Annotated in this window: 21 protein-coding genes; 6 read left to right on the top strand and 15 right to left on the bottom strand. The window is 57.2% G+C overall.

Going from position 1 to position 24,344, the window contains the following annotated elements; genetic code table 11:
* Positions 1 to 67: 67 nt before the first annotated feature.
* The 6 genes from CLV87_RS14470 to CLV87_RS14495 all read right to left on the bottom strand — a co-directional run bounded on the left by CLV87_RS14470 (position 68) and on the right by CLV87_RS14495 (position 8,493).
* Positions 68 to 496: a DUF1801 domain-containing protein gene (locus CLV87_RS14470; protein WP_099246465.1), complete on the bottom strand. Its 429-nt coding sequence runs from the start codon at positions 494 to 496 to the stop codon at positions 68 to 70.
* Positions 497 to 507: 11 nt separating this feature from the next.
* Positions 508 to 1,902, bottom strand: a complete 1,395-nt coding sequence (lpdA, locus tag CLV87_RS14475; RefSeq protein ID WP_099246467.1) for a dihydrolipoyl dehydrogenase — start codon at positions 1,900 to 1,902, stop codon at positions 508 to 510.
* A 147-nt stretch (positions 1,903 to 2,049) separates the two neighbouring features.
* Positions 2,050 to 2,634, bottom strand: coding sequence for a DUF924 family protein (locus tag CLV87_RS14480; protein ID WP_099246469.1), 585 nt, complete (start codon positions 2,632 to 2,634; stop codon positions 2,050 to 2,052).
* 117 nt (positions 2,635 to 2,751) lie between these two features.
* Complete coding sequence (locus CLV87_RS14485; RefSeq protein WP_099247792.1) at positions 2,752 to 4,017, bottom strand: MFS transporter; 1,266 nt, start codon at positions 4,015 to 4,017, stop codon at positions 2,752 to 2,754.
* Between the two features lie 111 nt (positions 4,018 to 4,128).
* Positions 4,129 to 5,187, bottom strand: a complete 1,059-nt coding sequence (queA, locus tag CLV87_RS14490) for a tRNA preQ1(34) S-adenosylmethionine ribosyltransferase-isomerase QueA (RefSeq protein WP_099246471.1) — start codon at positions 5,185 to 5,187, stop codon at positions 4,129 to 4,131.
* An 18-nt stretch (positions 5,188 to 5,205) separates the two neighbouring features.
* Entirely contained in the window at positions 5,206 to 8,493 is a 3,288-nt protein-coding gene (locus CLV87_RS14495; RefSeq protein WP_235871936.1) for a YhdP family protein, read from the bottom strand.
* Positions 8,494 to 8,577: 84 nt separating this feature from the next.
* Here CLV87_RS14495 and bcp point away from each other — a divergent pair, with 84 nt between their 5' ends.
* The 5 genes from bcp to CLV87_RS14520 all read left to right on the top strand — a co-directional run bounded on the left by bcp (position 8,578) and on the right by CLV87_RS14520 (position 12,453).
* Entirely contained in the window at positions 8,578 to 9,042 is a 465-nt protein-coding gene (bcp, locus tag CLV87_RS14500; protein WP_099246473.1) for a thioredoxin-dependent thiol peroxidase, read from the top strand.
* 57 nt (positions 9,043 to 9,099) lie between these two features.
* Entirely contained in the window at positions 9,100 to 9,930 is an 831-nt protein-coding gene (locus tag CLV87_RS14505) for a ferritin-like domain-containing protein (protein ID WP_099246475.1), read from the top strand.
* Positions 9,931 to 10,093: 163 nt separating this feature from the next.
* Positions 10,094 to 11,404 (top strand): M23 family metallopeptidase, encoded by a 1,311-nt coding sequence (locus tag CLV87_RS14510; protein WP_099246477.1) that lies wholly within the window; start codon positions 10,094 to 10,096, stop codon positions 11,402 to 11,404.
* The gene (locus CLV87_RS14515) at positions 11,394 to 11,921 is read left to right on the top strand and encodes a bactofilin family protein (RefSeq protein WP_099246479.1); all 528 of its coding nucleotides are present in this window, start codon (positions 11,394 to 11,396) and stop codon (positions 11,919 to 11,921) included. Before CLV87_RS14510 ends, CLV87_RS14515 begins: the two co-directional genes overlap by 11 nt.
* 73 nt (positions 11,922 to 11,994) lie before the next feature.
* Positions 11,995 to 12,453, top strand: coding sequence for a macro domain-containing protein (locus CLV87_RS14520; protein WP_099246481.1), 459 nt, complete (start codon positions 11,995 to 11,997; stop codon positions 12,451 to 12,453).
* A 247-nt stretch (positions 12,454 to 12,700) separates the two neighbouring features.
* Here CLV87_RS14520 and CLV87_RS14525 read toward each other — a convergent pair whose 3' ends face one another.
* Positions 12,701 to 14,308, bottom strand: coding sequence for a tryptophan halogenase family protein (locus tag CLV87_RS14525; protein ID WP_099246483.1), 1,608 nt, complete (start codon positions 14,306 to 14,308; stop codon positions 12,701 to 12,703).
* Positions 14,309 to 14,524: 216 nt separating this feature from the next.
* On the opposite strand from CLV87_RS14525, the gene CLV87_RS14530 reads away from it, so the two are divergent.
* A complete protein-coding gene (locus CLV87_RS14530; protein ID WP_099246485.1) occupies positions 14,525 to 16,186 on the top strand; it encodes a U32 family peptidase C-terminal domain-containing protein in 1,662 nt (553 codons plus the stop codon).
* Positions 16,187 to 16,329: 143 nt separating this feature from the next.
* Here CLV87_RS14530 and bioB read toward each other — a convergent pair whose 3' ends face one another.
* The 8 genes from bioB to CLV87_RS14570 all read right to left on the bottom strand — a co-directional run bounded on the left by bioB (position 16,330) and on the right by CLV87_RS14570 (position 24,298).
* Positions 16,330 to 17,286, bottom strand: coding sequence for a biotin synthase BioB (gene bioB, locus CLV87_RS14535; RefSeq protein ID WP_099246487.1), 957 nt, complete (start codon positions 17,284 to 17,286; stop codon positions 16,330 to 16,332).
* The gene (locus tag CLV87_RS14540; RefSeq protein ID WP_099246489.1) at positions 17,279 to 17,842 is read right to left on the bottom strand and encodes a biotin transporter BioY; all 564 of its coding nucleotides are present in this window, start codon (positions 17,840 to 17,842) and stop codon (positions 17,279 to 17,281) included. The genes bioB and CLV87_RS14540 overlap by 8 nt, the downstream gene beginning before the upstream one ends.
* A 157-nt stretch (positions 17,843 to 17,999) precedes the next feature.
* Positions 18,000 to 18,599 (bottom strand): GntR family transcriptional regulator, encoded by a 600-nt coding sequence (locus CLV87_RS14545; protein WP_099246491.1) that lies wholly within the window; start codon positions 18,597 to 18,599, stop codon positions 18,000 to 18,002.
* Between the two features lie 208 nt (positions 18,600 to 18,807).
* Positions 18,808 to 19,392 carry an HNH endonuclease gene (locus tag CLV87_RS14550; protein ID WP_099246493.1) on the bottom strand — a complete coding sequence of 195 codons (585 nt, stop codon included), beginning with the start codon at positions 19,390 to 19,392 and terminating at the stop codon, positions 18,808 to 18,810.
* A gap of 232 nt (positions 19,393 to 19,624) precedes the next feature.
* The gene (locus CLV87_RS14555) at positions 19,625 to 22,249 is read right to left on the bottom strand and encodes a trypsin-like peptidase domain-containing protein (RefSeq protein WP_099246495.1); all 2,625 of its coding nucleotides are present in this window, start codon (positions 22,247 to 22,249) and stop codon (positions 19,625 to 19,627) included.
* Positions 22,250 to 22,323: 74 nt separating this feature from the next.
* Positions 22,324 to 22,989, bottom strand: coding sequence for an alpha/beta hydrolase (locus CLV87_RS14560; protein WP_099246497.1), 666 nt, complete (start codon positions 22,987 to 22,989; stop codon positions 22,324 to 22,326).
* A complete protein-coding gene (locus tag CLV87_RS14565) occupies positions 22,986 to 23,627 on the bottom strand; it encodes a DNA-3-methyladenine glycosylase family protein (RefSeq protein WP_099246499.1) in 642 nt (213 codons plus the stop codon). The genes CLV87_RS14560 and CLV87_RS14565 overlap by 4 nt, the downstream gene beginning before the upstream one ends.
* The gene (locus tag CLV87_RS14570) at positions 23,609 to 24,298 is read right to left on the bottom strand and encodes a precorrin-6A/cobalt-precorrin-6A reductase (RefSeq protein WP_099246501.1); all 690 of its coding nucleotides are present in this window, start codon (positions 24,296 to 24,298) and stop codon (positions 23,609 to 23,611) included. Before CLV87_RS14570 ends, CLV87_RS14565 begins: the two co-directional genes overlap by 19 nt.
* Positions 24,299 to 24,344 lie beyond the last annotated feature (46 nt).

The following is a 24,344-nucleotide window of genomic DNA, read 5'->3' on the forward strand; positions in this document are numbered from 1 at the left end:
TAGGGGCGCTGCCCCGTCCCAAGCAAGCTTGGGACTCCCCGGGATATTTTTGGCCCAAAGAAACAGGTCAGGTTGCGTCAATGGGCCAGCGTCGCCGCAAATCTTGCAGGCCTGCGGTGATCAGTTCCGCCAAAACATCCAGATCAATCCGGCTCAGCGCGCCAAGATAGAGGCAGGATTTCCCAAGCTTATGCGGCCCGAGCCGGGCGAGGATGTCAGAAAAATCCGCGTATCCCGGCATGATATAGACCACCATATTCGCCTTGCGTGGGACAAAGCCGGTGGCAAGAAAATCGCCCTGACGCCCGCTGTCATAGGTGTAGTGATATTGCCCATAGCCTATGATGCTTGGCCCCCACATTTGCGGCTGCCAGCCTGTGGTTCGCTGAAACAAAGCGTCGAGAACAAGAGCATCCGAGCGCCGACGATCCGGCATGACGGTGGCGAGGTACTCTGCCACCGAAGCGCCTGTCGGAACGGTCTTGTTCTCAGCCATCGCTACTCTTTCTAGAAATGGATCGCCTTGCCAAAGGCATCGAGCACGCTTTCATGCATCATCTCGGACAGGGTCGGATGCGGGAAGACGGTTTGCATCAGATCCTCTTCGGTGGTTTCCAACTGGCGCCCAACGACATAGCCCTGGATCAATTCCGTCACCTCGGCCCCAACCATATGCGCGCCAAGCAGCGCGCCGGTTTTGGCATCAAACACGGTTTTCACCAGCCCTTCGGGTTCGCCAAGTGCGATGGCTTTGCCATTGCCGATGAAGGGGAAACGACCAACCTTGATGTCAAATCCTTGCTCTTTGGCCTGTGCCTCGGTGAGACCGACGCTGGCCACTTGCGGGTGGCAATAGGTGCAACCGGCGATGCTGTCGGGATCGACGGCATGGGGCTTTTGACCAGCAATCAACTCGGCCACCATGACGCCCTCATGGCTGGCCTTATGGGCAAGCCAAGGGGCTCCGGCCACGTCGCCAATGGCATAAAGCCCGTCAACGCCGGTCCGGCAATGTGGGTCCGTTACAACATGGGTTTTCTCAACCCGCACACCAAGCGCCTCAAGGCCCAGCCCTTCGACATTCCCAATAATTCCAACCGCAGAAATGACCGTATCAAAGATCACTTTTTCAATTTTGCCACCTTGCTCGATATGGGCCGTCACTTCTCCCTTGCCGCGATCCAATTGCTTGACCAAGGCCTTTTCGCGGATCTCCATCCCCTGTTTGACGAACTGTTTCTTGGCAAAGGCGCTAATTTCGGCATCCTCAACCGGAAGCACGCGATCCATGACCTCAACCACTGTAACTTTGGCTCCGAGCGTGTTGAAAAAGCTCGCGAATTCGATGCCGATGGCCCCCGATCCGATCACCAAGAGCTTTTTCGGCATGCGCGGCGGGTTCAAGGCGTGTTTGTAGGCCCAGACCAGATCGCCATCAGCCTCAAGCCCGGGCAATTCCCGCGCCCGCGCGCCCGTGGCCAATACGATATTCTTGGACTGTAGCTCTTGGCTGCCCTTGTCGGTCTTGACAGAAACGCGCCCCTTGGCGGGGATCGTCGCCTCGCCCATGATCACGGTGACCTTGTTCTTTTTCAACAGGTGCCCAACACCACCCGAAAGCTGCTTGGCCACCCCGCGCGACCGTTTCACCACCGCATCAAGATCATAGCCCAGCCCCTCGGCTTTCAGACCAAATTCCTTGGCGCGGTGCATCAGGTGGAACACTTCGGCAGACCGCAACATGGCCTTGGTCGGAATACAGCCCCAATTCAGGCAGATACCGCCTAGATGCTCGCGTTCGACCACCGCAACGTTCAGGCCCAGCTGCGCGCCACGAATGGCAGCCACATAGCCTCCGGGGCCTGCTCCGATGACGATCATGTCGAATTGCTGTGCGGCCATGTGGGTCTCCTCCTGCTAGCATCCCATGAGAACGCTAACGCAGGGCGTGAGAGAGAGCAACTCGGGCGGCAACATCTCCCCTCTCCGTTTTGGAGACCGGGGTGGGCGGGTGGGCGGTCTCCAAAACGGAGAGGCCCACCGGCAAAATCAAGCGGCTTGCGTTTCCTGCAAACTGCGCAGGGTCATTCCATAACCACCCTGATCCACATAGCGTTTCTCGGCCTCGGTAAAGCGGCGCGACAGCGCGTCGTTGCGATAAGGGAAGCGGCCAAATTGGCGGATCACTTCGCGATGCACCTGCGCATGCAGCAGATTATTCTCACCGGCTTCTGGCATTCGCTCTTTCATCAGACGCACGCAACGATCCTGATCACACAGGTTTTCCGAATGCATCAGTGGCAGATAGAAAAACTGGCGGGCCGGTTCGTCAATCTTGAGATCCCAGCCGCGATTGATCGCCTGTTTTGCAGCAGCCAAGGCAACGCGATCCGCTGAAAACGCCTTGGCGCTGTCACGGAACATATTGCGGGAGAACTGATCCAGCAGGATGATATAGGCCAGAGCGCCGCTGGGATAGGTCAGCCACAGCGCATAGCGCCCGTCCATCGCCCCTTCCCATGTTTTCAAAAACCGGTCTCTGATCTGCTGATCCAGATCGTCGTCGTGCAGATACCATGCCTTTGGCTCAACCTCATCAAGCCAAAATGACAGAATCTCCTCGGGCGTCGACATCACTCTTCCTCCTGCTCCCACGCCACGCAAACCCTTGCGTCATAAAAACGTTACCGTGCAATGAATCTACAATCCAAGTCACGAATTCTGTCAATATATAACAGGGCTTACACGCATTTAGTCGCCGCTTGCCTCATCATCAAGCTCTTCGGCAACCTCGATGGCGTATTCTTGCGCAACTTCTACGGCAATCGGCGTCGCGCTAGGGGACAATGCCGTGTAAATACCGGTGTCTTCGACAGAAACACCTGCCCGCTGCGTCATACGATACAGGGCGTAAGACGCCAGAGCGGCCAAGAGCAGCAGGATCAGCAGGAAAAAGCCCGGCGGCCCAACCATGGCCATGACCCAACCAATGACAAGCGGGCCCGCAATCGCACCCAGCCCGTTCACAAACAGCAACCCAGCCGAGGCGCTGGCCATATCCGCAGGCTCAAGATAGTCATTCGCATGGGCAATCAACAATGAATATAAAGGGTTAGAGAACCCCCCAATGATAAAGGCCGCGACAAGGAGAATAACAAAATTGCCCCCCAATACCATCGCGGCCCCTGCCCCTGCCGCCCCACAACCCGCCCCGGCAAAGATCAACATGCGGCGATCCATCCGGTCGGATAGCCAGCCCAACGGGTATTGCAGTACCAAGGCCCCCACATAAAAGGCCGCGATGAACATAGAAATCTGCCCCAGGCTCAGCCCGACCTCGGTGGCATAGACCGCCGCCATACCGAACTGCGCCGAGAAAACGCCGCCAAGCAAGAACATGCCGACCATGCCCAAAGGCGAGAAACCGTAGAGCTCACGAAGGGTCATCGGTTTGGTCGCTTCAAAGGCTGGAGTGGGCGAAATTGACAAGAGAATTGGCGCAAATGCCACGCTGACCAGCACCGACGGGATCACGAACAACAGGAAGCCACTGCTATCCGGTACAACCAAAAGCGCCTGCGCAGCGATGACACCGGCCATTTGAACGATCATATAGGCAGACAGCGCCTGGCCACGGGTCTCATTGCTGGCACTGTCATTCAGCCAGCTTTCCGCCGTCACATAGACGCCGCAAAAACAGAACCCGATAATCACCCGCCCCGCCATCCAGGCAAAGGGGTTCACCACAGCCGGAAACAGGATCAGCACGGCTGATACCAGCGAGCCAAGCGCCGCAAACACCCGCACATGGCCAACGCGCTTGATCATGCCCGGCGTCACGCGGCTGGCAAAGAGGAACCCGGCAAAGTAGCCCGACATCACCATCGACATCATCAGGGTTGAAAACCCGGCCTCGGGGCCACGCACACCCAAGAGCGACCCTTGCAACCCGTTGCCCAACATCAGCAACAACATGCCCAGCAACAAAGCCCAGGAATTTTTCAATACGTCCAGCATGATGCCCTCGTCCAACGCAATCAGACCTAGGACGCTAGAGTGCTTTTGACCCGCTGACTATTTCGCAAACGACATCCGGGAAAATTTTTGCGCTATCGCAAGCGCTTTGCGTCAAAGACTGCGGTCAGGGATCAGCAAAGAGGCATCGCCATAACTGAAGAACCGATACTGGTTTTCGATGGCGTGTGCATAGATGTCCATGATGCGGTCTTTGCCAATAAGGGCCGATACCAGCATCATCAGGGTAGACTTTGGCAGGTGGAAATTGGTCATCAGCGCGTCGGCCACATGAAAGGTGAAACCCGGATAGATGAAAATGTCCGTCACCCCTTTGAACGGGGCGATGTCGCCGCTGCGCGCCGCTGTTTCAATCAAACGCAAGGCGGTGGTTCCCACGGGAATGACCCGCCCGCCGGCCTCTTGCGTAGCTTTGATCTCGGCCACCGCCTGATCCGAGACTTCCCCCCATTCGCCATGCATTTTATGGGTGGTGATGTCGTCCACTTTGACCGGCAAAAACGTTCCCGCGCCGACATGCAAAGTCACATGGGTAAATGTGACGCCCTTTTCGCGCAATGCCTTTAACAATGCATCGTCAAAGTGCAGTGACGCGGTCGGGGCGGCGACCGCGCCGGTGTTTTTGGCCCAGACTGTCTGATAATCTTCGTGATCCTGTTCATCAGCCGCGCGTTTGGCAGCGATATAAGGCGGCAAGGGCATGGCCCCGGCCGCGTTCAACGCGGTGTCGAAATCTTCGCCGGTCAGGTTGAAGCGTAAAACGCCTTGCCCATCCTCCTTGGCCTCCAGTACCGCCGACAGTTCAGGTGAAAAGACAACCTCCTCGCCTTCTTTGATTTTTTTCAGAGGCTTGACCAGACCAGACCAGCAACCATCTGCGCGCGGCTCTAACAGGGTGACTTCGATGCGTGCCTCTGTTTCGCCCTGCGCGCTGACCCGGTGCCGCGTGCCGCTAAGGCGCGCCGGGATAACCCGGGTATCGTTCAGGACCAAACGGTCGCCGGGCCGCAGCCAGTCCAGCAAATCGGTCACCACCCGATCATGGATCTTGTCCCCTTCTGCCACCAACAGCTTGGCCGAAGAGCGCGGGCGTGCGGGGCGCGTCGCGATCAAGGTTTCGGGCAGATCAAAATCAAAATCGCTGAGCTGCATCGGACACATACCTGCGGACTATTGGCTCACCTCGGGAGGTGGGCGTCGGAAGATTTCCCGGAACATGCCGGGGGTGAAGACCGACAGCGGATTAACCGCCACACGCGGATTGTCAACCGATCCGGTCAGATCAAAGTTGAACCCGATCAACCCTTCGCCCTTGCGCGCAATCAGGCGCCCGATCCCATTCACAAAGTAAATCGGCGACAGAACACCCTGCATATCCATGCGACCTCGGGCCAAATCGTAATAGCCATTCATGGAAATCCCCATCGAAGGGCCAACAGCGCTGGCTTCGGTCAGGATGACTTGGCTTGGGGTCAGGCGAAACTTGGCCTCGATATTGGCGAAAAAGATGCCGGGCCCGTTCAGCTGATCCAAAAGCCCCACAATGCTGATCGCATCCAGCAAGGCCCCAATCGCCGGAGCCTGCCGCACCCGCGCGCCCTCGATCTCCAACTTGCCATCATAGCTGCCTGTCGTGCCTTTCACCGGGGCAAGGTCCAGTTTGAACGATCCGTCCTGAACCGTTTTCAAATAGCCGGTGTCGCGCAGAATATCTCCCGCATCTTCGCCCCTGATGCGAAACGCGCTTCGATTGCCCTGCGGCACCACACGCCCGGTGATATTGGCCCGCTTGCCCAGAGCGGCATCAAACCGCCCCTCCATCCCCTTGGCCAGATCGAAATTGCCGCGGAAGTTCAGCATTTGAATGCTGTCTGTGACCTGCAATTGCTCCAACGTCACCGATAAGGGGCCACCGCCAGACCCGCCACTGCCCGATCCACCGCCAGTGCCGAATTGCGCCTGTCTAAGGTCGACCCGCCCAGAGGTGACCTCAATAGCCGGCGCATTGCCAGTGCCGCGCCCACGAATGAATCCGGCCACATCCAGCCAGGACCCCAGTTTGAGCGACGCCAGGGTCAGGCGGTCGAAACTGCCATCGGCCTTTAAGGCCACATTTCCTTGCGCCTCCAGCCCGGCAGCGTTCAACGTCATTCGATCTAGTTTCACCGGTTGCGACAACTGCCCGGCGACGGTGAACGCCCCGGTGGACCCTTCGCGCAAGGCCCAACCCAGTGGCGCAATGGCCAGACCGATCCCCTTGAGATCGCTGGACAAGGTGAACTTGGGTGTTTGATCTTTAACCAGATCCAGCACAAATTTTCCGGTGCCTTTTCCTCGGATCATTCCATCTGGCAAGGCCACACCAAATGCCGCCAGCGATTTCGGCGACAGCGACACATCGGCAAGCACGCGACCATTGCCCCCGGTCAGCGATTGTTCCCACCGGCCTTGCGCAGCCACCCCGGACAGCAAGACGTCGCCAGAAACTGACACTTTTTTGTTGGTTAGATCCAAGGCCAGGGATTTGGCGTTGAGAGTGCGATTGGGCACCAATGTCGCGCTTTCAACATCGCGCAGCGTGCCCTTAAGCCTAAGCAAAACATCAGCCAGTTTCAGGCCCTTGACCAACGGGATCTCAACCTTGCCTGCCACTTCGGCCCGCCCGGTGGCCAGATCCGGCGTTTTGCCGACCTTGGCAAGAACGCGCCACACCTCGTTGTCCAAAAAGCTCAAACCAGCCGTCAACGATGAGGCCGCTTTGAGATCAAGCAACCCCATCGTGGGCCTTTGTTTGAAATCGGGAATGACAAATTCCGAACCATCCAGCGCAATCGCCCCGCCCTTTTCCGGGTACAAAACCCCACTTTCCAGAGTAAGCCCCAAACGCCCCTGGTAAATGTTCAACCGCCCGATCGCATCCTGTATCGGTGGCAAGCGATTGTTAAAGGTCACCACCCCCTCATCAAAACGAAAATCGACAAAGGTCTGGGGCTTTTCCTCGGGCTCCGCGCGCAGGGCAAAGGTCACATCCTTCAGCACGCCTGATTTCACATTCTCGCTCACCCATTTGCGTGACTTCACGCGAAAATCCTCGGGCCAGAATGACATGACCTGCTCGGGCGTCGTATGTTCGGCCGTTGCGTCTAGTGACAGGGCCCAGCCGTTTGAGCGGGCAAAGACATCGCCCTTGGCCATGATCGGAAAATCGGGATCGGTGACCGACAATTCGCCCAGCGTAAATTGAAACGGATCCAGTTTCAGCTGAAAGGCCAGATCAGCCCCACTGACATCCAAGGCGCGATCAAACAACGTGCCCTTGGCCAGTCTGATATCAGACAGTCGCACCTGGCCAAACAACCCCTCGGGCCAGCCGGTTTCGATGCCTTGCAGTTGCGCTTTGCCCTCTGCTGAAATCTGTCCCAGATCCGAGGAAATCGAGATCTCGTCAAATTGCAAAAGCGCGTTTTGCGGGTCGTAGGAGAAATAGGTCTTGGCCCCGTCGAACGGAATGGCGCGGGTGGCAAGGTTGGGCTGCAAGACCCCTGCCCCAATCTTGAGCGTCGCATTCAAGGGCCCCAAAGTGGCATCGGACCGCATCCGCGAGCGCAAAGAGCCAGAGATCGGCGCGTCCAACTCCTTGAGCCAGGCCAAGGCCGGGCTTTGGGTGGCAATATCGCGCGAGCCGAGATCACGAAAGGCAAAGCCGAAATCCAGTTCAGGCTTGCCAATCGGGCTTTGCGCATTGATGGACAGGGTCGCAACCCCGTCGCCGCCGCCCAGCAAGGCAACATCGCCGGATAGCTGCAATTCGCCGTCCTTGTTTTCCAACCGCAGACGGCCGCCATCCGCAGTCCACCCTTGGCGGGCGCGCAGATCTTCATAGCGCAGAGTCAGGGCATCCGCCTCGAACAGCTTTAGCTCGGACAGGCGGGGATCAAGCATCGCCTGATCCACTTGTGCCAGAATTTCAGTGACATCGGGCATGTCCGTGCCCTCGGCAAAGGCATCGCCCAAAGCCAGTCCCAATCGCCCGTGCTCATCACGCTGCAATGTCACAAAGGCACCCGAGACCTGCGCCTCTTTCATCACCAATTGCCCGCGCAATAGGGCCGTCGGCGACAGGCCAGCCTCAATATCGGACAAGGCAGCGATCTGTTCGCCCCTCTTGTTCTGGATATTCACATCCCAAAGGATGATCCGGGCCAGGCCACTGCGCTGCACCAACAGGCTCATCCGACCAAAATGGACATCAATGCCAGGCACGGTTTGCGCAATCCGCTCTTCGATCTTATCACGTAGCCAAGGGGGCGCATCGACCGGTCGCCCAACCATCAGCGCCGCCCCAATCCCGGCCAATACCAGAACAAAAACCAGACTGCCCAAAGCAATCAAACCGCCAGTGCGGCGGCGGCTGCGCTTGGGCTTTTCTTTAGATGTGTCTGTTTCGCGCGCGCTCACTTGCTGCTCGGCCTCGGCGATCTATTCTTGTTGTCGAGTTGACGTTAGAAACCAGTCTAAACCATTCCCGCGCAGGAGACACCCATGTCTGACACAAGTTTGACCGCCGCCCCAGAATTCTCACTCCCCTCCAGCTCCGGCGAGACGGTTTCGCTGTCTGATCTGGCAGGTAACCCGGCGGTTCTGTTCTTTTATCCGCGTGACAACACACCGGGCTGCACAACGGAAAACCTAGACTTCACAGCGCTTTACGGCGAGTTCCAGAGCCTGAACTGTGCGGTATTCGGCGTCTCCAAAGACAGCATGGCCAGCCACGAAAAGTTCATCAGCAAAAAAGCGCTAGCCGTGCCGCTTTTGTCCGATGAAGACGGCACGCTCTGCGAAGATTTCGGCGTTTGGGTGGAAAAGAAGATGTATGGCAAAACCTTTATGGGCATCGAACGCGCGACCTTTCTGATCGATGGCGACGGTCAGATCGTTAAGGCCTGGCGCAAGGTCAAAGTCAAAGATCACGCGCAAGAGGTGCTCGACGCGGTTCGCGCGCTTTGACCCATTTGGGCTTGCCGCCTCTTGGCAAGCCCATCACATCGTGTCAGACCGCCCATTATGGCTGAGATGACCCTTTCCGAGATGGCGGTGGATGTATTGACCACCGCCGATGGTTTCGAAAAAACCAAGAAATCCCGTGACTATGCCGCGCAATGGTTCGCCGCGCGCGAGGCTGGCACACCGTTGAGCATTGGACGGGCGGACGCGCCCCTGCGCCCCTCGCGACCTGCCAAACCGGAATTGCTTGACCCGCGCGACGTGCCCAAGCGCAAACCCGGCAGCCCGCAGGGGCGCATCGCCCTGCTGCACGCTGTTGCACATATCGAGTTGAACGCGGTCGATTTGCACTGGGACATCATCCCGCGTTTTGCTCATATCGAAATGCCACTGGGGTTTTATGACGATTGGGTCAAATCCGCCGACGAAGAATCCAAGCATTTCAATTTGATATGTGACTGTCTTAAGGAGTTGGACAGTTTCTATGGGGCCCTGCCCGCCCATGCTGGCATGTGGCGCGCAGCTGAGGACACAGTGGACGATTTCATGGGGCGGCTGGCCGTGGTTCCCATGGTTCTCGAGGCGCGCGGTTTGGATGTAACTCCCGGCATGATTGACCTGTTTCGCAAGGCCAAGGCGGATCGCGCCGTCGCATCCTTGGAAACCATCTATGCCGAAGAGGTTGGCCATGTCGCCTATGGTAGCAAATGGTTCCATTTCCTCTGTGGGCGGCACAACCTGGACCCGAAAGAGCAGTTTCACACACTTGTGAGAAAATATTTTCACGGTGCCTTGAAACCGCCCTTTAACGAGGAAAAGCGCGCGGAAGCCGGATTGCCACCGGATTTTTACTGGCCGCTCGCAGATCAACACCCGCCAAGAACCCGTTGAATCGGCGGTTTTTTGCCATTTCGGCCACAGCTCGCCCATGAGACCGAATCACCCGCCTAAAATTCTTGCGCTATTGTGAAGGCCCGGCTAAGCCATTTCCTGTTGGACGCGGAGGGGGACAGCCGCAGGCCGACATTTGGGACGGGTGACAAAGGACAGTCGGGTGAGAACACGTCTGGCAATCAAGACACATGCGCTTCTAGAGCGCTTCTTTCCAGAACGCCGGTTATTCCTGCGCTCTGACAATGACACACGCTTTATCAGGCTGAAATCGGAAACGCAGGCCGTCGCCTTCTTTGGCGCAACGGCGGTTGTCGCTTGGACGATTGTCGCGACCGCGATCCTGCTGATGGATTCCATCGGGTCAGGCAATTTCCGCGAACAGGCCAAGCGCGAACAGATCACGTATCAGCAGCGCCTCAACGCCCTGTCCTCCGAGCGCGACACCCGCGCCGCCGAGGCTGTGGCCGCTCAGGATCGCTTCAACTCCGCGCTCAGGCAAATCTCGCTGATGCAGTCAGAACTGCTGGACAGCGAAACCCGCCGTCGCGAGCTGGAAACCGGGATCGACGTGATCCAGGAAACCCTGCGCAACACGATGAAAGAGCGCGAGTTGGTCAATGACCGCCTCGCCGCGCTTGAGGCGCAGATCGAAGGCGGCGATGTTGCCGTTGCGGCCTCGGGCGGGGCTGACAGCACGATGAATATTCTGGCCGACGCGCTGGCGAAGACTGCCGCCGAACGCGACCAGGTTGTTGCCGATGCGCAAAGCGCCCTGATCCGCGCCGCAGAAATGCAGGCCGAAATCGAGGCGATGGAAGACAAGAACGACCGCATCTTCCGCCAACTCGAAGAAGCCATGACCGTTTCGGTGAAACCGCTGGACAAAATGTTCAAGGCGGCTGGCATGAACCCGGACACCATCCTGCGCCAGGTGCGCAAAGGTTATAGCGGTCAGGGTGGCCCGCTGACCCCGATCAGCTTTACCACCCGTGGGGCCGCGCCAACGCTGGATACCGAGCGCGCCAATACCATTCTGGGTCAGATGGACCGTCTGAACCTCTACCGCATTGCCGCTGAAAAAGCGCCCTTTGCCAGCCCGCTCAAGGATAAGTTCCGCTTCACCTCGGGCTTTGGCTATCGCTGGGGTCGGTTGCATGCGGGCACCGATTTTGCCGCGCCGCATGGCACCCCGATCTATTCAACCGCCGATGGTGTTGTCATTCATGCAGGTTGGTCCTCCGGCTATGGCCGTCTGATCAAGGTTCAGCATGAGTTCGGCATCGAAACCCGCTATGCACATCTGTCGAAAATTCGCGTGAAGGTCGGCCAAAGGGTCTCGCGCGGGCAGCGGATCGGTGATATGGGGAACACTGGACGGTCGACAGGGACCCATTTGCACTATGAAACCCGAGTCGGCGGCAAACCCGTCAATCCGATGATCTTTATCAAGGCTGCGAACGATGTTTTCTAAAAGCAAAATCAATGAACCGGGCCAAAAACCCGAAGATGCACCCGCCGCGGCCAAGCCCGCAGCAGCAGAAGCCCCGCGCGCTCCGGCTGGCGATTTCAAGCCTGCCGCGCCCAAGGCCAAGCCCCCTGCCTCGATCCTGAGCCAGGACCTGCACATCACCGGTAACATCAAGACAACCGGTGACATCCAGGTCGAAGGCACTGTCGAAGGCGACATCCGCGCCCACCTGCTGACCATTGGCGAAAGCGCAACCATCAAGGGTGAAGTCATCGCAGATGACGTGGTGATCAATGGCCGCATCGTGGGCCGCGTTCGTGGTCTCAAGGTTCGTCTTACTGCGACGGCACGCGTCGAGGGTGACATCATCCACAAGACCATCGCCATCGAATCCGGTGCCCATTTCGAGGGTTCGGTTCAGCGCCAGGACGACCCCCTCAACGGCGGCAAGGCCCGCGCAGCCGCCCCTGCGGCAGCACCGGCCCCTGCCCCAGCACCGGCGGCAAAAGCGGAAGGCTAACCGTATCTTCAGTAAGAAAACTGCGGGCACCCGAGCAATCGAGGTGCCCGTTGTGTTTTAGGGAGTATGATTAATGAGAACCGTAAAAGGCGATCTTATCGCCCTAGCCTTACAGGGTGAATTTGATGTAATCGTGCATGGCTGCAATTGCTTTCACACTATGGGGGCCGGGATCGCGCGCCCGATCCGCGACAGTTTTCCCGAAGCTTTGGCCGCCGACAAAGACACCGATTATGGCAGCCGCGACAAGCTTGGCAGTCTTTCTGTCGCTGAGGTCAGCCGCAATGGCAGGCAGCTGATCATCGTCAATGCCTATACGCAGTTCTCCTACAAGGGGCGCGGACCCAAGGTCGATTATGCGGCATTGGAGCGCTGCTTTGCTGAGATCGCCCAGCGGTTTTCCAAGCAGCGCATCGGATATCCCATGATCGGGGCCGGACTGGCTGGCGGAGATTGGACCCGCATCGTGAAAATTATCGAAACACAACTGCAAGGCCTAAATCATACGCTCGTGGAATTTGCTCCCAACTAAGACAGATTCCAAGAAAACCGATGGGATCATTTCATGGCTTCACAATCAGAATGGACACAAGCCTGCATCGCCAAGGTCGCATCCCCGGAGAGCCCTGTTTTCTGCCCCTATTGTCCGACAACAGAGCTTACCTGCATTGATGCACGCGTCAGCGGGTCAGATGTCGTCAGCCGCATCATCCGCTGCCCGTCTTGCGGGCGGCATGGCGACGCCCGGATGAGACACCCCGAATAAGCAGATCACGCGCCTAAAATAGCCCCGGCTCCAAAGACAGATCTTCTTCGACCTGACCCAACTTCTTGGTAACCGTTGCCTTTGGCCCCAGCTCACCGCGCAGCGCCAGTAGGATCGTTCGGTGAGCCCCCTTATAGGCCACCGTCGCGCGGGTATGGGCCGCAGATTTGCGCAGGAACTCTCTCCAGCTTTTCTCATTCATCGCATAGGGCCGGCTAAAGGCTCCGTCGCCATAACCCATCTCGTATACCCGTTTGCCCAAAAGAACGGCCTGAAAGGTCGTATGCGTGAATAGGAAACTGGTCGGCAGATCCAAGGGCCCCGGCAGGCGGTGCTTCCACAATTCCAGATTCTCAGCCAGACGGTCTGGTATTTTCAACTGCGTGCGCGCATCGATCCAATATGGATCATCCGTGCGATTGCCCAACTGGTAATGCAGACAGATGAAATCGCGCACCTCATTATACATGCTGTCCACGATCTGATTGTAACGGTTCTGGGTCGCCTCATCGAAATCCTGGCTGGGGAAATACATCAGCAACCAACGCAGCCCCATATCAATCATGTGAATGGCCGTGCTTTCCAGAGGCTCGATAAAACCGCCCGACAGGCCCAGAGCCACACAATTCTTGACCCAGGCACGCCGCGTGCGCCCCACCCGCATCGGAATAACCCGCGGTTCAGCCCCTTCAGGGGCTTTGTCTCCAAGATGTGCCATGAACTCATCGCGGGCCTGATCATCCGTGCGATGCGTCGAGGAAAACACATAGCCGGTCCCAACGCGGTTGAACAAAGGCACCGACCAAGACCACCCTGCCCCAAGTGCCGTGGAACTGGTCGCTGCCGGAATTTTTGACGGATCTTGATGCGGGATCTGAAGCGCCATGGCACGGTCATTGCCCAGGTAGTCCGCATAGCTTTCAAACGGTTCACCCAAGGCCTTTTGCAGCAGGAACCCCTGAAACCCGGTGCAATCAATCACGAATTCCACGTCATGCCGCCCACGTTCGCGCAGTTGTAGAGCAGCGACATGGCCACGCTCATCCAATTCGATATCGTCGACATCATCCAGAATATGCGTCACGCCGCGCTCGCGACCAACCTCGGCCAACATGCCTGCAAATTTGACCGCATCCAGGTGATAGGCATAGCCGACCTTCGGCATCGGGTCCTCTTTCCCGCCAAGCGATAGCGGGCATTTCCAGGCCTCCAACAGGTCGATCAATGGGCAAAAACTCTGGATGAAATCCCGCTTGCCCGCGCCATAAGCATGGTAGAAATACCCGGCCTCCATCCCGTCAATCATCGGCGGCGTAATGAAAGGGTTCATGTAGCTGATAAAGTCGCCCTTGTGATCCACGTTCCAATTGCGAAACATGACACCCATCTTGATCGACGCGTTACATCGGCGAAAGAATTCCTGATCATCCAGCCCCATCTCACGCAAAGTGGCGGGCATATTGGGCACCGTGGCCTCGCCCACACCGACGGTTGGAACGTTGGGGCTTTCGACCAGTGTGACCTTGATCTTGCGTGCCAATTTGGTTCGCAAAAACGTGGCGGCCAACCAACCAGCCGTTCCCCCGCCGACAATTGTGATGGATGTGATCGGTTTTGCCATGGCGTCCCCCTCAGGCCGGTTGCCCCAAGGTAAGCAAGAAATCCGCCACATCGCCACTTTTTTCGTGTTTCTCTGGGCCAAAAATATCCCGGGGAGTCTCGAGCCTGCTCGAGACGGGGCAGCGCCCCTCACCCCCGAAACACGAGATCAGATCGCCGCATTCACAAACGCGCTGAATTCCCCTAAACAGCCAGCTTCCCAAGCTTTGGTATCGCCATGTCCTTTGATCTGACCACTCATCGTTCCGAACTTCTGATGCCTGCGGGCAATCTGCGCAAACTCAAGATGGCCATCCTTTATGGTGCGGATGCGGTCTATCTGGGGACGCCAGATATGTCGCTGCGCACAAAGTCGGAATTCAGCCTCGAAGAGGTCATCGAAGGCGTTCAGTTTTGCCATGATCACGGGCGGCGCGCCTATCTGACGCTGAACCTGTTCAGCCATAACAAAGACATCCCCAAACTCGACGAATATATTGACACGGTGCGCAAGGTGCAGCCCGACGGGTTGATCATCGCTGATCCAGGCGTGTTCCAATATGTGCGCCAACGCGCGCCGGAACTGCCGCTGCATATCTCTACCCAGGCCAATATCTGTTCCTGGCTCTCGGTAGATTTCTGGATAGCACAAGGCGCAGAACTGGTTGTTCTGGCGCGCGAAGTTTCTTATCCGGAACTGGTCGAAATCCGCGAAAAGTGTCCTGATATCAAACTCGAAGCCTTTGTCCACGGGGCAATGTGCATGACCTATTCCGGTCGCTGCCTTCTGTCCAACTTTATGGCCGAGCGCGGCGCAAATCAGGGCAATTGCGCCAATTCCTGCCGTTGGAACTATGGGCTGAAGCTGCGTCTCAAGGATGGTACCCGTGAAGAGATCCGCATCACCGAAGAAAACGCTGACCTGTTTGAATTCCTGCTCGAAGAAGGCTGCCGCCCCGGTGAGCTGATGCCGATCGAAGAGGATGATCGCGGCAGCTATATCCTGAATTCACGCGATCTCTGCATCATGCCGAAACTGGATGAATACCTGAAAATCGGCGTTGACAGCCTCAAGGTCGAGGGGCGCGGCAAGTCGGAATATTACGCCGCCATCGTGGCGCGCGCCTATCGCATGGCGATTGACGACTACTATGCTGACCCGGAAAACTGGGACCCAAAACCCTATATGCGCGAGCTGGAATCAGTCGGGAACCGCGGCTATACGCTGGCCTTTCACGAGGGGCGGTTGACCAATTATTCCCATGACTATGAACACACCGCCGCCATTGCCCAGTGGGAATATGCCGGGGTCGTGACTGAGGTCACGGAGGATGCTTTCCTTGTTGAGGTCAAAAACAAGCTAACGGCTGGCGAAGTGCTGGAATTTGTCTCCCCCATCGCGCGAGACACTGTGTTGCTGCGCATGTATGAGTTTGAAAATGCCGAGAATGGCAAAATGCTCGACACCGTGCATGGATCAACGAAAACCAAAATCCGCATCCCATTTGCCCTGTTCGATCACGAAGATCTGGACGAGCTGCGCGCCCGCTTCCCGACCTTTACCGTGCTGCGCAAGGAACGCGCCTTGACCGAGGAACATTGGGCCAGGGTGCGCTTTGACAAGCTGACTCAGGGGCTGGAACTCAAAGGGCAGCGCAATGACAAGGCTTATGAAAAACGCCGCGACGCCCTGATCGAAGAGATCGGCAAAGACGACAATGCACGTCGGTTCAAGACCAACCGTGTTGGCGTTGATGGATGTTGTGGCAAGGGTTGCAATGGATGCCTGATTTTCTGGCAGGACGAACAATATGCCAAAGCCCGGGAGGTCTTGTTGAGACGCAAGCAAGGCGAACAGTTGAGCCGGGCCGAAGCGTCAGAGCTCAAGCTCCCCGGTTGAGCCTCGACGCTGCAAAAATTTTGCAAAATTTTTGGGTGCCTAGACGCGCGGTTGCAGACAAACTAGGGTGTACCGCCGAGCTTAATCTTGCCCCTGCCCCATGCGGTGCCCCCGAGAGCAAACCCCGGGGGCCGACAAGCGGTCTATTCTATCGCCGCCAAGGTTTCGAACAGCTCTTTGTCCAAAGAAAGCGAGCTGTTAGGCGCGGTGAGCAATTCATCGCCGTAAAAGATCGAATTGGCCCCGGCCATGAAGCACAGGATCTGATCCGAGATCGAAAACCCATCCCGCCCTGCAGACAGACGCACACGGGCCTTTGGCATCAGGATACGGGCCGTCGCCACCATGCGAATGATCTCCGGCGCACGCACCCGCGGCAAATGCCCCAAAGGCGTGCCTTTAACCGGAATCAAAGCATTAATCGGCACGCTTTCCGGTGGCGGGGTGAAATTGGCGAGGACCGCCAGCATATCCGCCCGGTCTCGCAAGCTTTCCCCCATGCCGATAATGCCGCCGCAACAGATGGACATACCCGCAACACGCACATGCTCCAGCGTCTCCAACCGGTCGCGATAGGTGCGGGTGCCAATGATCTCGCCGTAGAACTCCGGCCCGGTATCGAGGTTGTGGTTATAGGCGGTCAGCCCCGCCTCGGCCAAAGCCTCGGCCTGATGACGCTGCAACATGCCAAGGGTGACACAGGCCTCCATATCCAACCCGCGCACACCGCGCACCATTTCCAACACTGCGTCGAATTCGGCCCCATCGCGCACCTTGCGCCAGGCGGCCCCCATGCAGAAACGCTCGGCCCCGGCGGATTTGGCCCGTTGCGCCATCTGGATCACCGCGTCAGGGTTCATGAAATGCTCTTTTTGCAGCCCAACCTCTTTGTGATGCGCTGATTGCGGGCAATAGGCGCAATCCTCAGGGCAGCCCCCGGTTTTCACCGATAGTAGGCTCGCCTTTTGGATATCGGTGACGTCGTGATGTGCGCGATGGACGTCTGCCGACTGATGCAGAAGGTCGAGCAGAGGCGCTTTTAACAGCGCCTCTGCCTGATCCGCAGTCTCGGCCACGGAGGAGTTGTTCAGATCAAACATCCGTTTTGCCTCGGATGAGGCTGGTCAGTTTGGCAGGTGCAAACCAGGCCAGAACGCCGGCAAGGCAAAGCTTGAACAGATCCCCCAGAACAAAGGGGGAGACACCGTAGGCCATGACTTTGTCAGCAGGAACAAACTGCGCCAGCCAAGCCGCGCCAAGCGCGTAGATGGCCACCAGCGCGACAGGCAGTGACAGCACCATGCCCTTGCGCCCAAATTGATCCGCAGCCCATCCAACCAAAACGGCCGCCACAAGGAAGCCGAGCAGATAGCCCCCGGTCGGACCAGTCATATAAGCCAAGCCAATGCCTTTTTCCGGAGTGCCAGCAAAGACAGGCAGGCCGGCGGCACCTGCCAGCAGATACGCGCCAAAAGATTGGAAGGCAAAGCGTGCACCACCCGCCGCGCCAAGCAGCAGGACAACAGCCACCTGCATCGTCATGGGCACCGGGTAAAACGGGACTTTGATTTTGGCCGACAGGGTCAGCAAGGCTGTGGCAAAGACAACCAGCAAGACACGGGTCAGCAATCCGTTGCGTGTGAGTGCGATCTGCATTGGATTTTCCTTTTATCGATATTTTTTGCAACAAGGTTAAGATTCACCCTTTTTATCGATATAAAAAAGTGACCCGCAAGAAGAATTTTGCAGCAACACGGGGTCAGCCCCCTTGGATGCTGCAACCAGTTCAGATTTCTCTATGATTTGAGGCGGCTCACCCGCGCGACAAATGCCGCTTTAAAACCGCAGAAGCCGTTGGTCCGTCACCCTTTTTCATTGCCAAGGTTATGGCAAGATGGTCTGGATCACTTTTGCGACGCCAGCCTTGACTCCATTTGACATGAAAATGCCAGGCTGAGAGATTTTGTAGATTTTCTGCCGTCTTCAACAGACGTTTGCGGCCGCAGGGGCGCAGAATCGCTAGGTGAAAGTCACGATTGGCACGCTCCCATGACACCGCATCCTGCGCGCGATCGCAGCTCAGGCGCAGATCGTCAATCTCGGACAACTGCGCCGGTGTCACCCTGGACGCGGCCAGAGACACAGCAAAAGGTTCCAGAGCCAGGCGCATATCGCGAATGTCGCGAATATCGTCAGAGCTCAGCTTGACCACCCGCACGCCACGACGCGGGACCGCCTCGGCCAGTTCCATGGTCACCAATTGCCCCAGGGCCTCGCGCACTGGCACATGGGAACACTCAAACCGTTTCGCAATGTGATCCTGCGCCAAACGGTCACCGGGCTGAAAATCCGAGCGGATGATTTCTTCGGCAAGGGTCTGTGCGATTTTGGTGGAGAGCGGGATATCAGCCATGGCGGCAACTTATCCGCGCCCGCGCCCCTTCTGCAAGCCGATAGCAAAGACCTTAGGGGCAGGATGCATTGATTTGACACCACTGGCGCAGGAAGGGCAATAAAGCAGGGGCTTTGAACGCGCAGGAACTGGCGGGGTCAATTTCAAGCGGTCAACGCCGCTGCTTTGCAGCGCTCCATGCGTCCGTAGGATTTACCTGATCTTGCCCCTAGGCGTCCAATTCTGCGTCCCAATACAGGTAATCCACCCAGCTGTCATGCAGATGGTTTGGCGGGAAACGCCGCCCCATGTTCAAAAGCTCTTGCGCCGAGGGTTGGCGCGGGGGTTTGAACAGCGACATTCCGGTTTGGCGCAGACTGCGCGATCCTTTTTTGAGGTTGCACGGCGAACAGGCCGCCACCACATTTTCCCAACTGGTGATCCCGCCCGCTGCGCGCGGCACAACATGGTCAAAGGTCAAATCCCCCTTGGCCCCGCAATACTGACAGCGAAACTCATCCCTCAAAAAAAGATTAAAGCGCGTGAAGGCCACGCGCTTTCTCGGTTTTACATAATCTTTGAGGACAACCACACTGGGTATTCGCAGCGTCATACTGGGGCTGCGCACCACCTCGTCATATTCAGCGACAATATCGACCCGGTCGAGAAAGGCCGCTTTGACCGCATCCTGCCAGGGCCAAAGGCTGAGCGGGTAGTAGGAAAGCGGACGATAATCCGCATTCAACACCAATGCAGGATGTTGTTTGAGCGCACCCGGCTCGCGTACAAATTCTGTCCTGAAATCACCATCCATTGGGGACTCTTCCCTCGCCCTGTCTGCTTTACGCCAAGCGACCGGGGCGGGGACCGCCCCAACCTCTGTAACACTATATCTCGCGTTTAGACTAAGGCAACCCCCGCTAGATACAGTATTGTCCCTGTGGATAAGACGATTCTGTTACGGGTGTGTGACAGGCGATTTGAATCGCCCCGGGCATCAGGATTGCCACTTTGGGGCGGTTAAACCATACCTCCAAAACAGACCTTTACCCGGGCAGCAGCTTTCTCATTGCGGAAACTGTTCCATTGCCAATTTTTCCGTCAATTGGACCCGAATAATAACCCAATTTCTTGAGCTCACGCTGCATTGCGCGCGCCGTATCAGGATCCCAGTCAGACCGGTCTCGGTTCGTCACCAGCCACTTGCGCCCGCCCTTCAACGCCAAGATGTACAACTCTACCGCTTTTTTGGGGGATTTTTGAACAGCACGGCCATTTTCATAGAAGAAACCAAGATTGTTTTGCGCCCTTGCATGCCCTTGGTTTGCCGCCTGACGGTACCACCTCACCGCTGTAAGGTCAGATTGATTTACGCCTTCCCCTCGCTCGTAGAGTACACCAAGTGAGTTTTGCGCAGGCGCATATCCTTGTTCTGCGGCCTTTTCATACCAATCCGCTGCTACCTTTTTGGACTGGCGGGTGCCGCGCCCATTTGCATACATAATTCCAATAGAATATTGAGATTTGGCATATCCTTGATGGGCCGCCGCACGGTACCAATTCAACGCCTCCTTATTTGATTGGGTGACACCAGTTCCATTTCTGTACATGACCGCAAGGTTATGTTGTGCAAAAGCCGTGCCAGCCTTTGCAGAAGCGCGATACAGGCTAACGGCCCTTTCATAGGATTGGTCGACGCCCAGTCCTTTTTCATAGGCGTATCCCAGGCTGCCTTTCGCGCGTGCGCTTCCTTGATCCGCAGCTTTTCGAAACCACATCACAGAGGTCTCATGGGACTGCGTCCCATTAAACCCGTCGCGGTAGCGGTGGCCCAGGTTGAGCTGAGCTTGAACGTTACCTTGCTCGGCGGCCTTGTGATACCACTTCACCGCCTCAGTTACAGATTGCGGAACACCGCGGCCCGTTTCATACATCCAACCAAGGTTATTCTGCCCCCTTGGATAACCCTGCGCAGCGGCTTTTAGATATAGCTCTGCGGCCAATTCGTCTGAGCGGCGAACACCGCGCCCTTTTTCGTACATCCATCCCAAATTAGCTTGCGCGCGGGCCGAGTTTTGATCAGCTGCAATTTGGTAGTATTCGACTGCTTTTTCATCCGATTGTGGCACACCTTTGCCGTGTTGATACAGCACCCCCAAATTGATGGTCGCAAAGACATGTCCCTGGCTCGCTGCCTGCTGATATAGTTCGAACGCTTTTTCGTAGGACCTTGAGACGCCAGAACCTTGTTCAAACTTGGCCCCCAAGTTATTCATGGCCGTCGTGTTCCCAAGATCAGCGCCTCGTTGGTAGAGTTCTATCGCCTTGGTATAGTTTTCCTCCGCATCATAAGCGCGCCCCAGAAGGGTGATCGCTGTGGGATCATCGGGAACAAGGCTCAATGCCTTTTCGCAGGCTGCTTTCGCCTTGGCACTGTTAACTTCGGAGAAGGTCTTGCCACTGAAGCGCAGTCCAGGGCGAATATCATCAATATAGTCCGATGGGGCTGCTTCGTTGTAACAAGCCAACATTGCGTCGAGAATTTCTTGGCTTTCTTCCTCAACACTTACACCGCCGGCGAGTTTCAACGCTTCTTGCACTCGTTGCTCTGCTTCTTGCTTGAGGCGCTCACGTTCTGCGCGCAATGCCGCCAGCTCTTGCTCCAACTTGGCCGAATTGTCTCCGTCATCGCGTTTTGCTTTAAGATCCCGCAACTCATTCAATAAGGCCTGCTGCTCAGCCAATGCCGCAACACGCTGCGCTTCGATAGCAGCCTCGGCATCCTCGCGTTCGGCCTGCAGGGCTTGCAACTGTGCCTGGAGTTTCGCCACGTCGACATCATCTCGTTGAGAGGGTTTCGCCACGGCTCTTAGGATTTGGCTTTGGCTCAGGATGTCGCGCATGGGTATGGCAAAATTTACAGCCCCTGCGCGAGATCCTGCATGGTGCAGAGCAACAACCTGTTTGCTATCGGCATCCAAAACCGGAGAGCCGGAATTGCCCGGCAAGGTATCGCATGTATGACGCACTCGGCCCGAGGCCAAAGCCGGATCGTCAGCCTGGCATTTTTCCCGGCTGATGCGCTGCGCCTCTCCCATTGGGTGGCCGATGATCCACAAAGGAGCCAGGCTTATGGGTTCCGCGGCCGACAATTCCAACGCTCCGAATTCTGAATTTGCGTCGCCAATCAACTTCAAAACTGAATAGTCAAGATCTTTGGAGCTCTCCAAGGGCTGCGGGTTGACGTGAAAGGTTTTCACCCCTTCTTCAATTCCGTCCCGCACATAACCCGCTTTGAATTGTACCGAGATAATGGCGCTTGCCCCAAGACGATCATTCTCCAGAATTCCTGGCACACAATGATGATTGGTCATCAACCTATTGTCATTCAACAAGAAAGCGGTGCACGGCGCGTGCCCTTTATCGGTTAGAATATCCAGACGACCAACGGAACGCCCCGCCCGGGCAAAAACGGATTGCGTTCCGTAATTGGCGATAAATTCATTATTGTAAGAGCCGATCTGCGCCTCAAGCTCGACCCCGACCATCGCCGACTGGTTTTGTCTAAGGACGACATCCCCAAAAGTGGATGCGTCAAACAGCATTAGCTCTTGCCCTGCCGAGATTGCTGGAAAAAGCGTGATGGCGGTTGTCAAAAAAATACGTCGCATAAGGCCTCTCAGAAATTCTCTGAAAAGCTATGCAGAAATCAAACCTTTGAGAAGATCAAATTTTTGATACGCGATCAGAACCCGCATTTATCCCGCAGAAAGGCCAGTGCGACTGACAGCCCATCCGGGGCGATTCCGTGAGCGGTGCCTTTCTGGATATGCGCGAACACCTCTTTGAAGCCAGCGGCTTGCAACCCTTCGGCGGCTTCGGGCAAGGATTGCACCGGCACGACATCGTCCTGATCGCCATGCACCAGCAGAACGGGCAGTGTGTTTTGCACCTCATCGACCAGCAATTCCGGTTGCAGCAGACGACCCGAAAAGGCAACGACGCCAGCAACCGGGTCTTCGCGACGGGGCATTACATGCAGAGCCATCATGGTGCCTTGGCTAAAGCCAAAGATTGCAACCTGTTCGGGTAGCAGGTCTTCGTCGACCATGAGGGCATCAAGAAAGGCGTTCAAGTCTTCGACAGCACGCCCCATGCCCTCCATGCTTTCCTCTTCGGAAGAGCCGTCGATCCAGGGGATCGGGAACCACTGAAAGCCAAAGGGCGCACCGGCGCAGGCTTCGGGTGCATCAGGAGCCACAAACAGCGTATCGGGCAGATGTTCTCCCAAAGGATCGGCCAGACCCAGCAAATCAGCGCCATTGGCCCCGTAGCCATGCAGGAACACCACACAAGAGCGAGTGTCACCAGAAAACGGAGCCTTGCGGCCTGCTTGCAAAACGCGTGTCATGAAATGCCCTCTCTGTCCTTTGCCACATGGTAGTAGGCAAAGAGCAGCCGCGCCGCAACCGCTCTCCACGGGCTCCAGGCCTCGGCCATCTGACGCAGGGCGCGTTCCTTGGGACGCTCGGACAGATCAAAGAGGATGCGCGCAGCCTCTTGCAAAGCAAGATCACCGGGGGCGAAAACATCGGCGCGCCCTAGGGAGAACATGCAGTAGATTTCGGCGGTCCAGACACCGATGCCTTTGACGGCGACAAGGGTTTTGACGATGTCCGCATCAGGCATGTCACGCAGCGCTTCAAAGTCGATCCCGGCTTCTGCCAGAGCCAAAGCATAGCTGGCCTTTTGCCGCGACAGGCCTAGCCCGCGCAGTTGCTCTTCGTTTTGACTGGCGACAGCCTCAGGCGTGATCATGCCCGCTGTTTCAAGGCGCGCCCAAATAGCGCGGGCCGAGGCGACACTAACTTGCTGGCTGACAATGGCGCTAAGCAGTTGCGCAAACCCGTCATCACGCAGGCGCAAAGGCAAGGGGCCAGTGGCCTCCAGCGCCGTCGCAAACCGCGCATCATGCTGCGAAAGCCAAGCGGCCCCTTCTGCCACACAAGCATCCGACGTGATGATGCGCCCTATTTCCGATCTATCCATGTCTTTGCCTCTGCAACACTTGCGCAGCTCACCCCGCCCGGCCAGGCGGGTCTCGCCACCATGGCGACGCTGAGACCCAGTTGCCGAGCTGCGGCAAGTTTGGGCCAGCCCCCCGGCCCCCCTGCGTTGCGCAGCAGCAGCCAGTCAACCCGTTCCTTGCGCAAGAAACGCTCCTCTTGCGCAATTGCGAAAGGGCCTTTGGCAGGCAGGAAACGACCATGCCTAAGCGGAAACGCCCCGCCCGGGGCACCCAATCGCCGCGCCAAAACATGCGCCTTGAGGCTTTTGAGCTCGCCCAGCCCCTGACGGCCGAGCGTTGTCAAAACCCTCGCGCCAGTGGGAATGACCGCTGCAGCAGAACGTTCAGACCGCAGCAGAACCCAGCGGTCCCGCGCCCCTGCTCGCCAAGCCGGACGGCGCAGGAAAGCCACAGGCAGGTCGATAGCCTTAGCAGCCCGCCAACACATCCCGGCCGTGTTTCCATCACAGGGGTGGCAGGCAATGACCATGACATCGAACTGATGCAAGGCGGGCAACGCCCCTTGCGCAACAGGACAAGGCCAGTCACGCGCAACGCGTTCCGGTTCAGGCAACCACACAGTCGCGTGATCCAGGCTGCAAGCCAGATGCCAGGCCTCAACCGAGCCACCAATGATCAAAACGCGTTTCATGCAAGTTTGATAAGGGGTTGAGACAGAAAACCCAAGTCAGCTCTTG

The sequence above is a fragment of the Pelagimonas phthalicica genome, from assembly GCF_004364805.1.
Taxonomy (GTDB): Bacteria; Pseudomonadota; Alphaproteobacteria; order Rhodobacterales; family Rhodobacteraceae; genus Pelagimonas; species Pelagimonas phthalicica.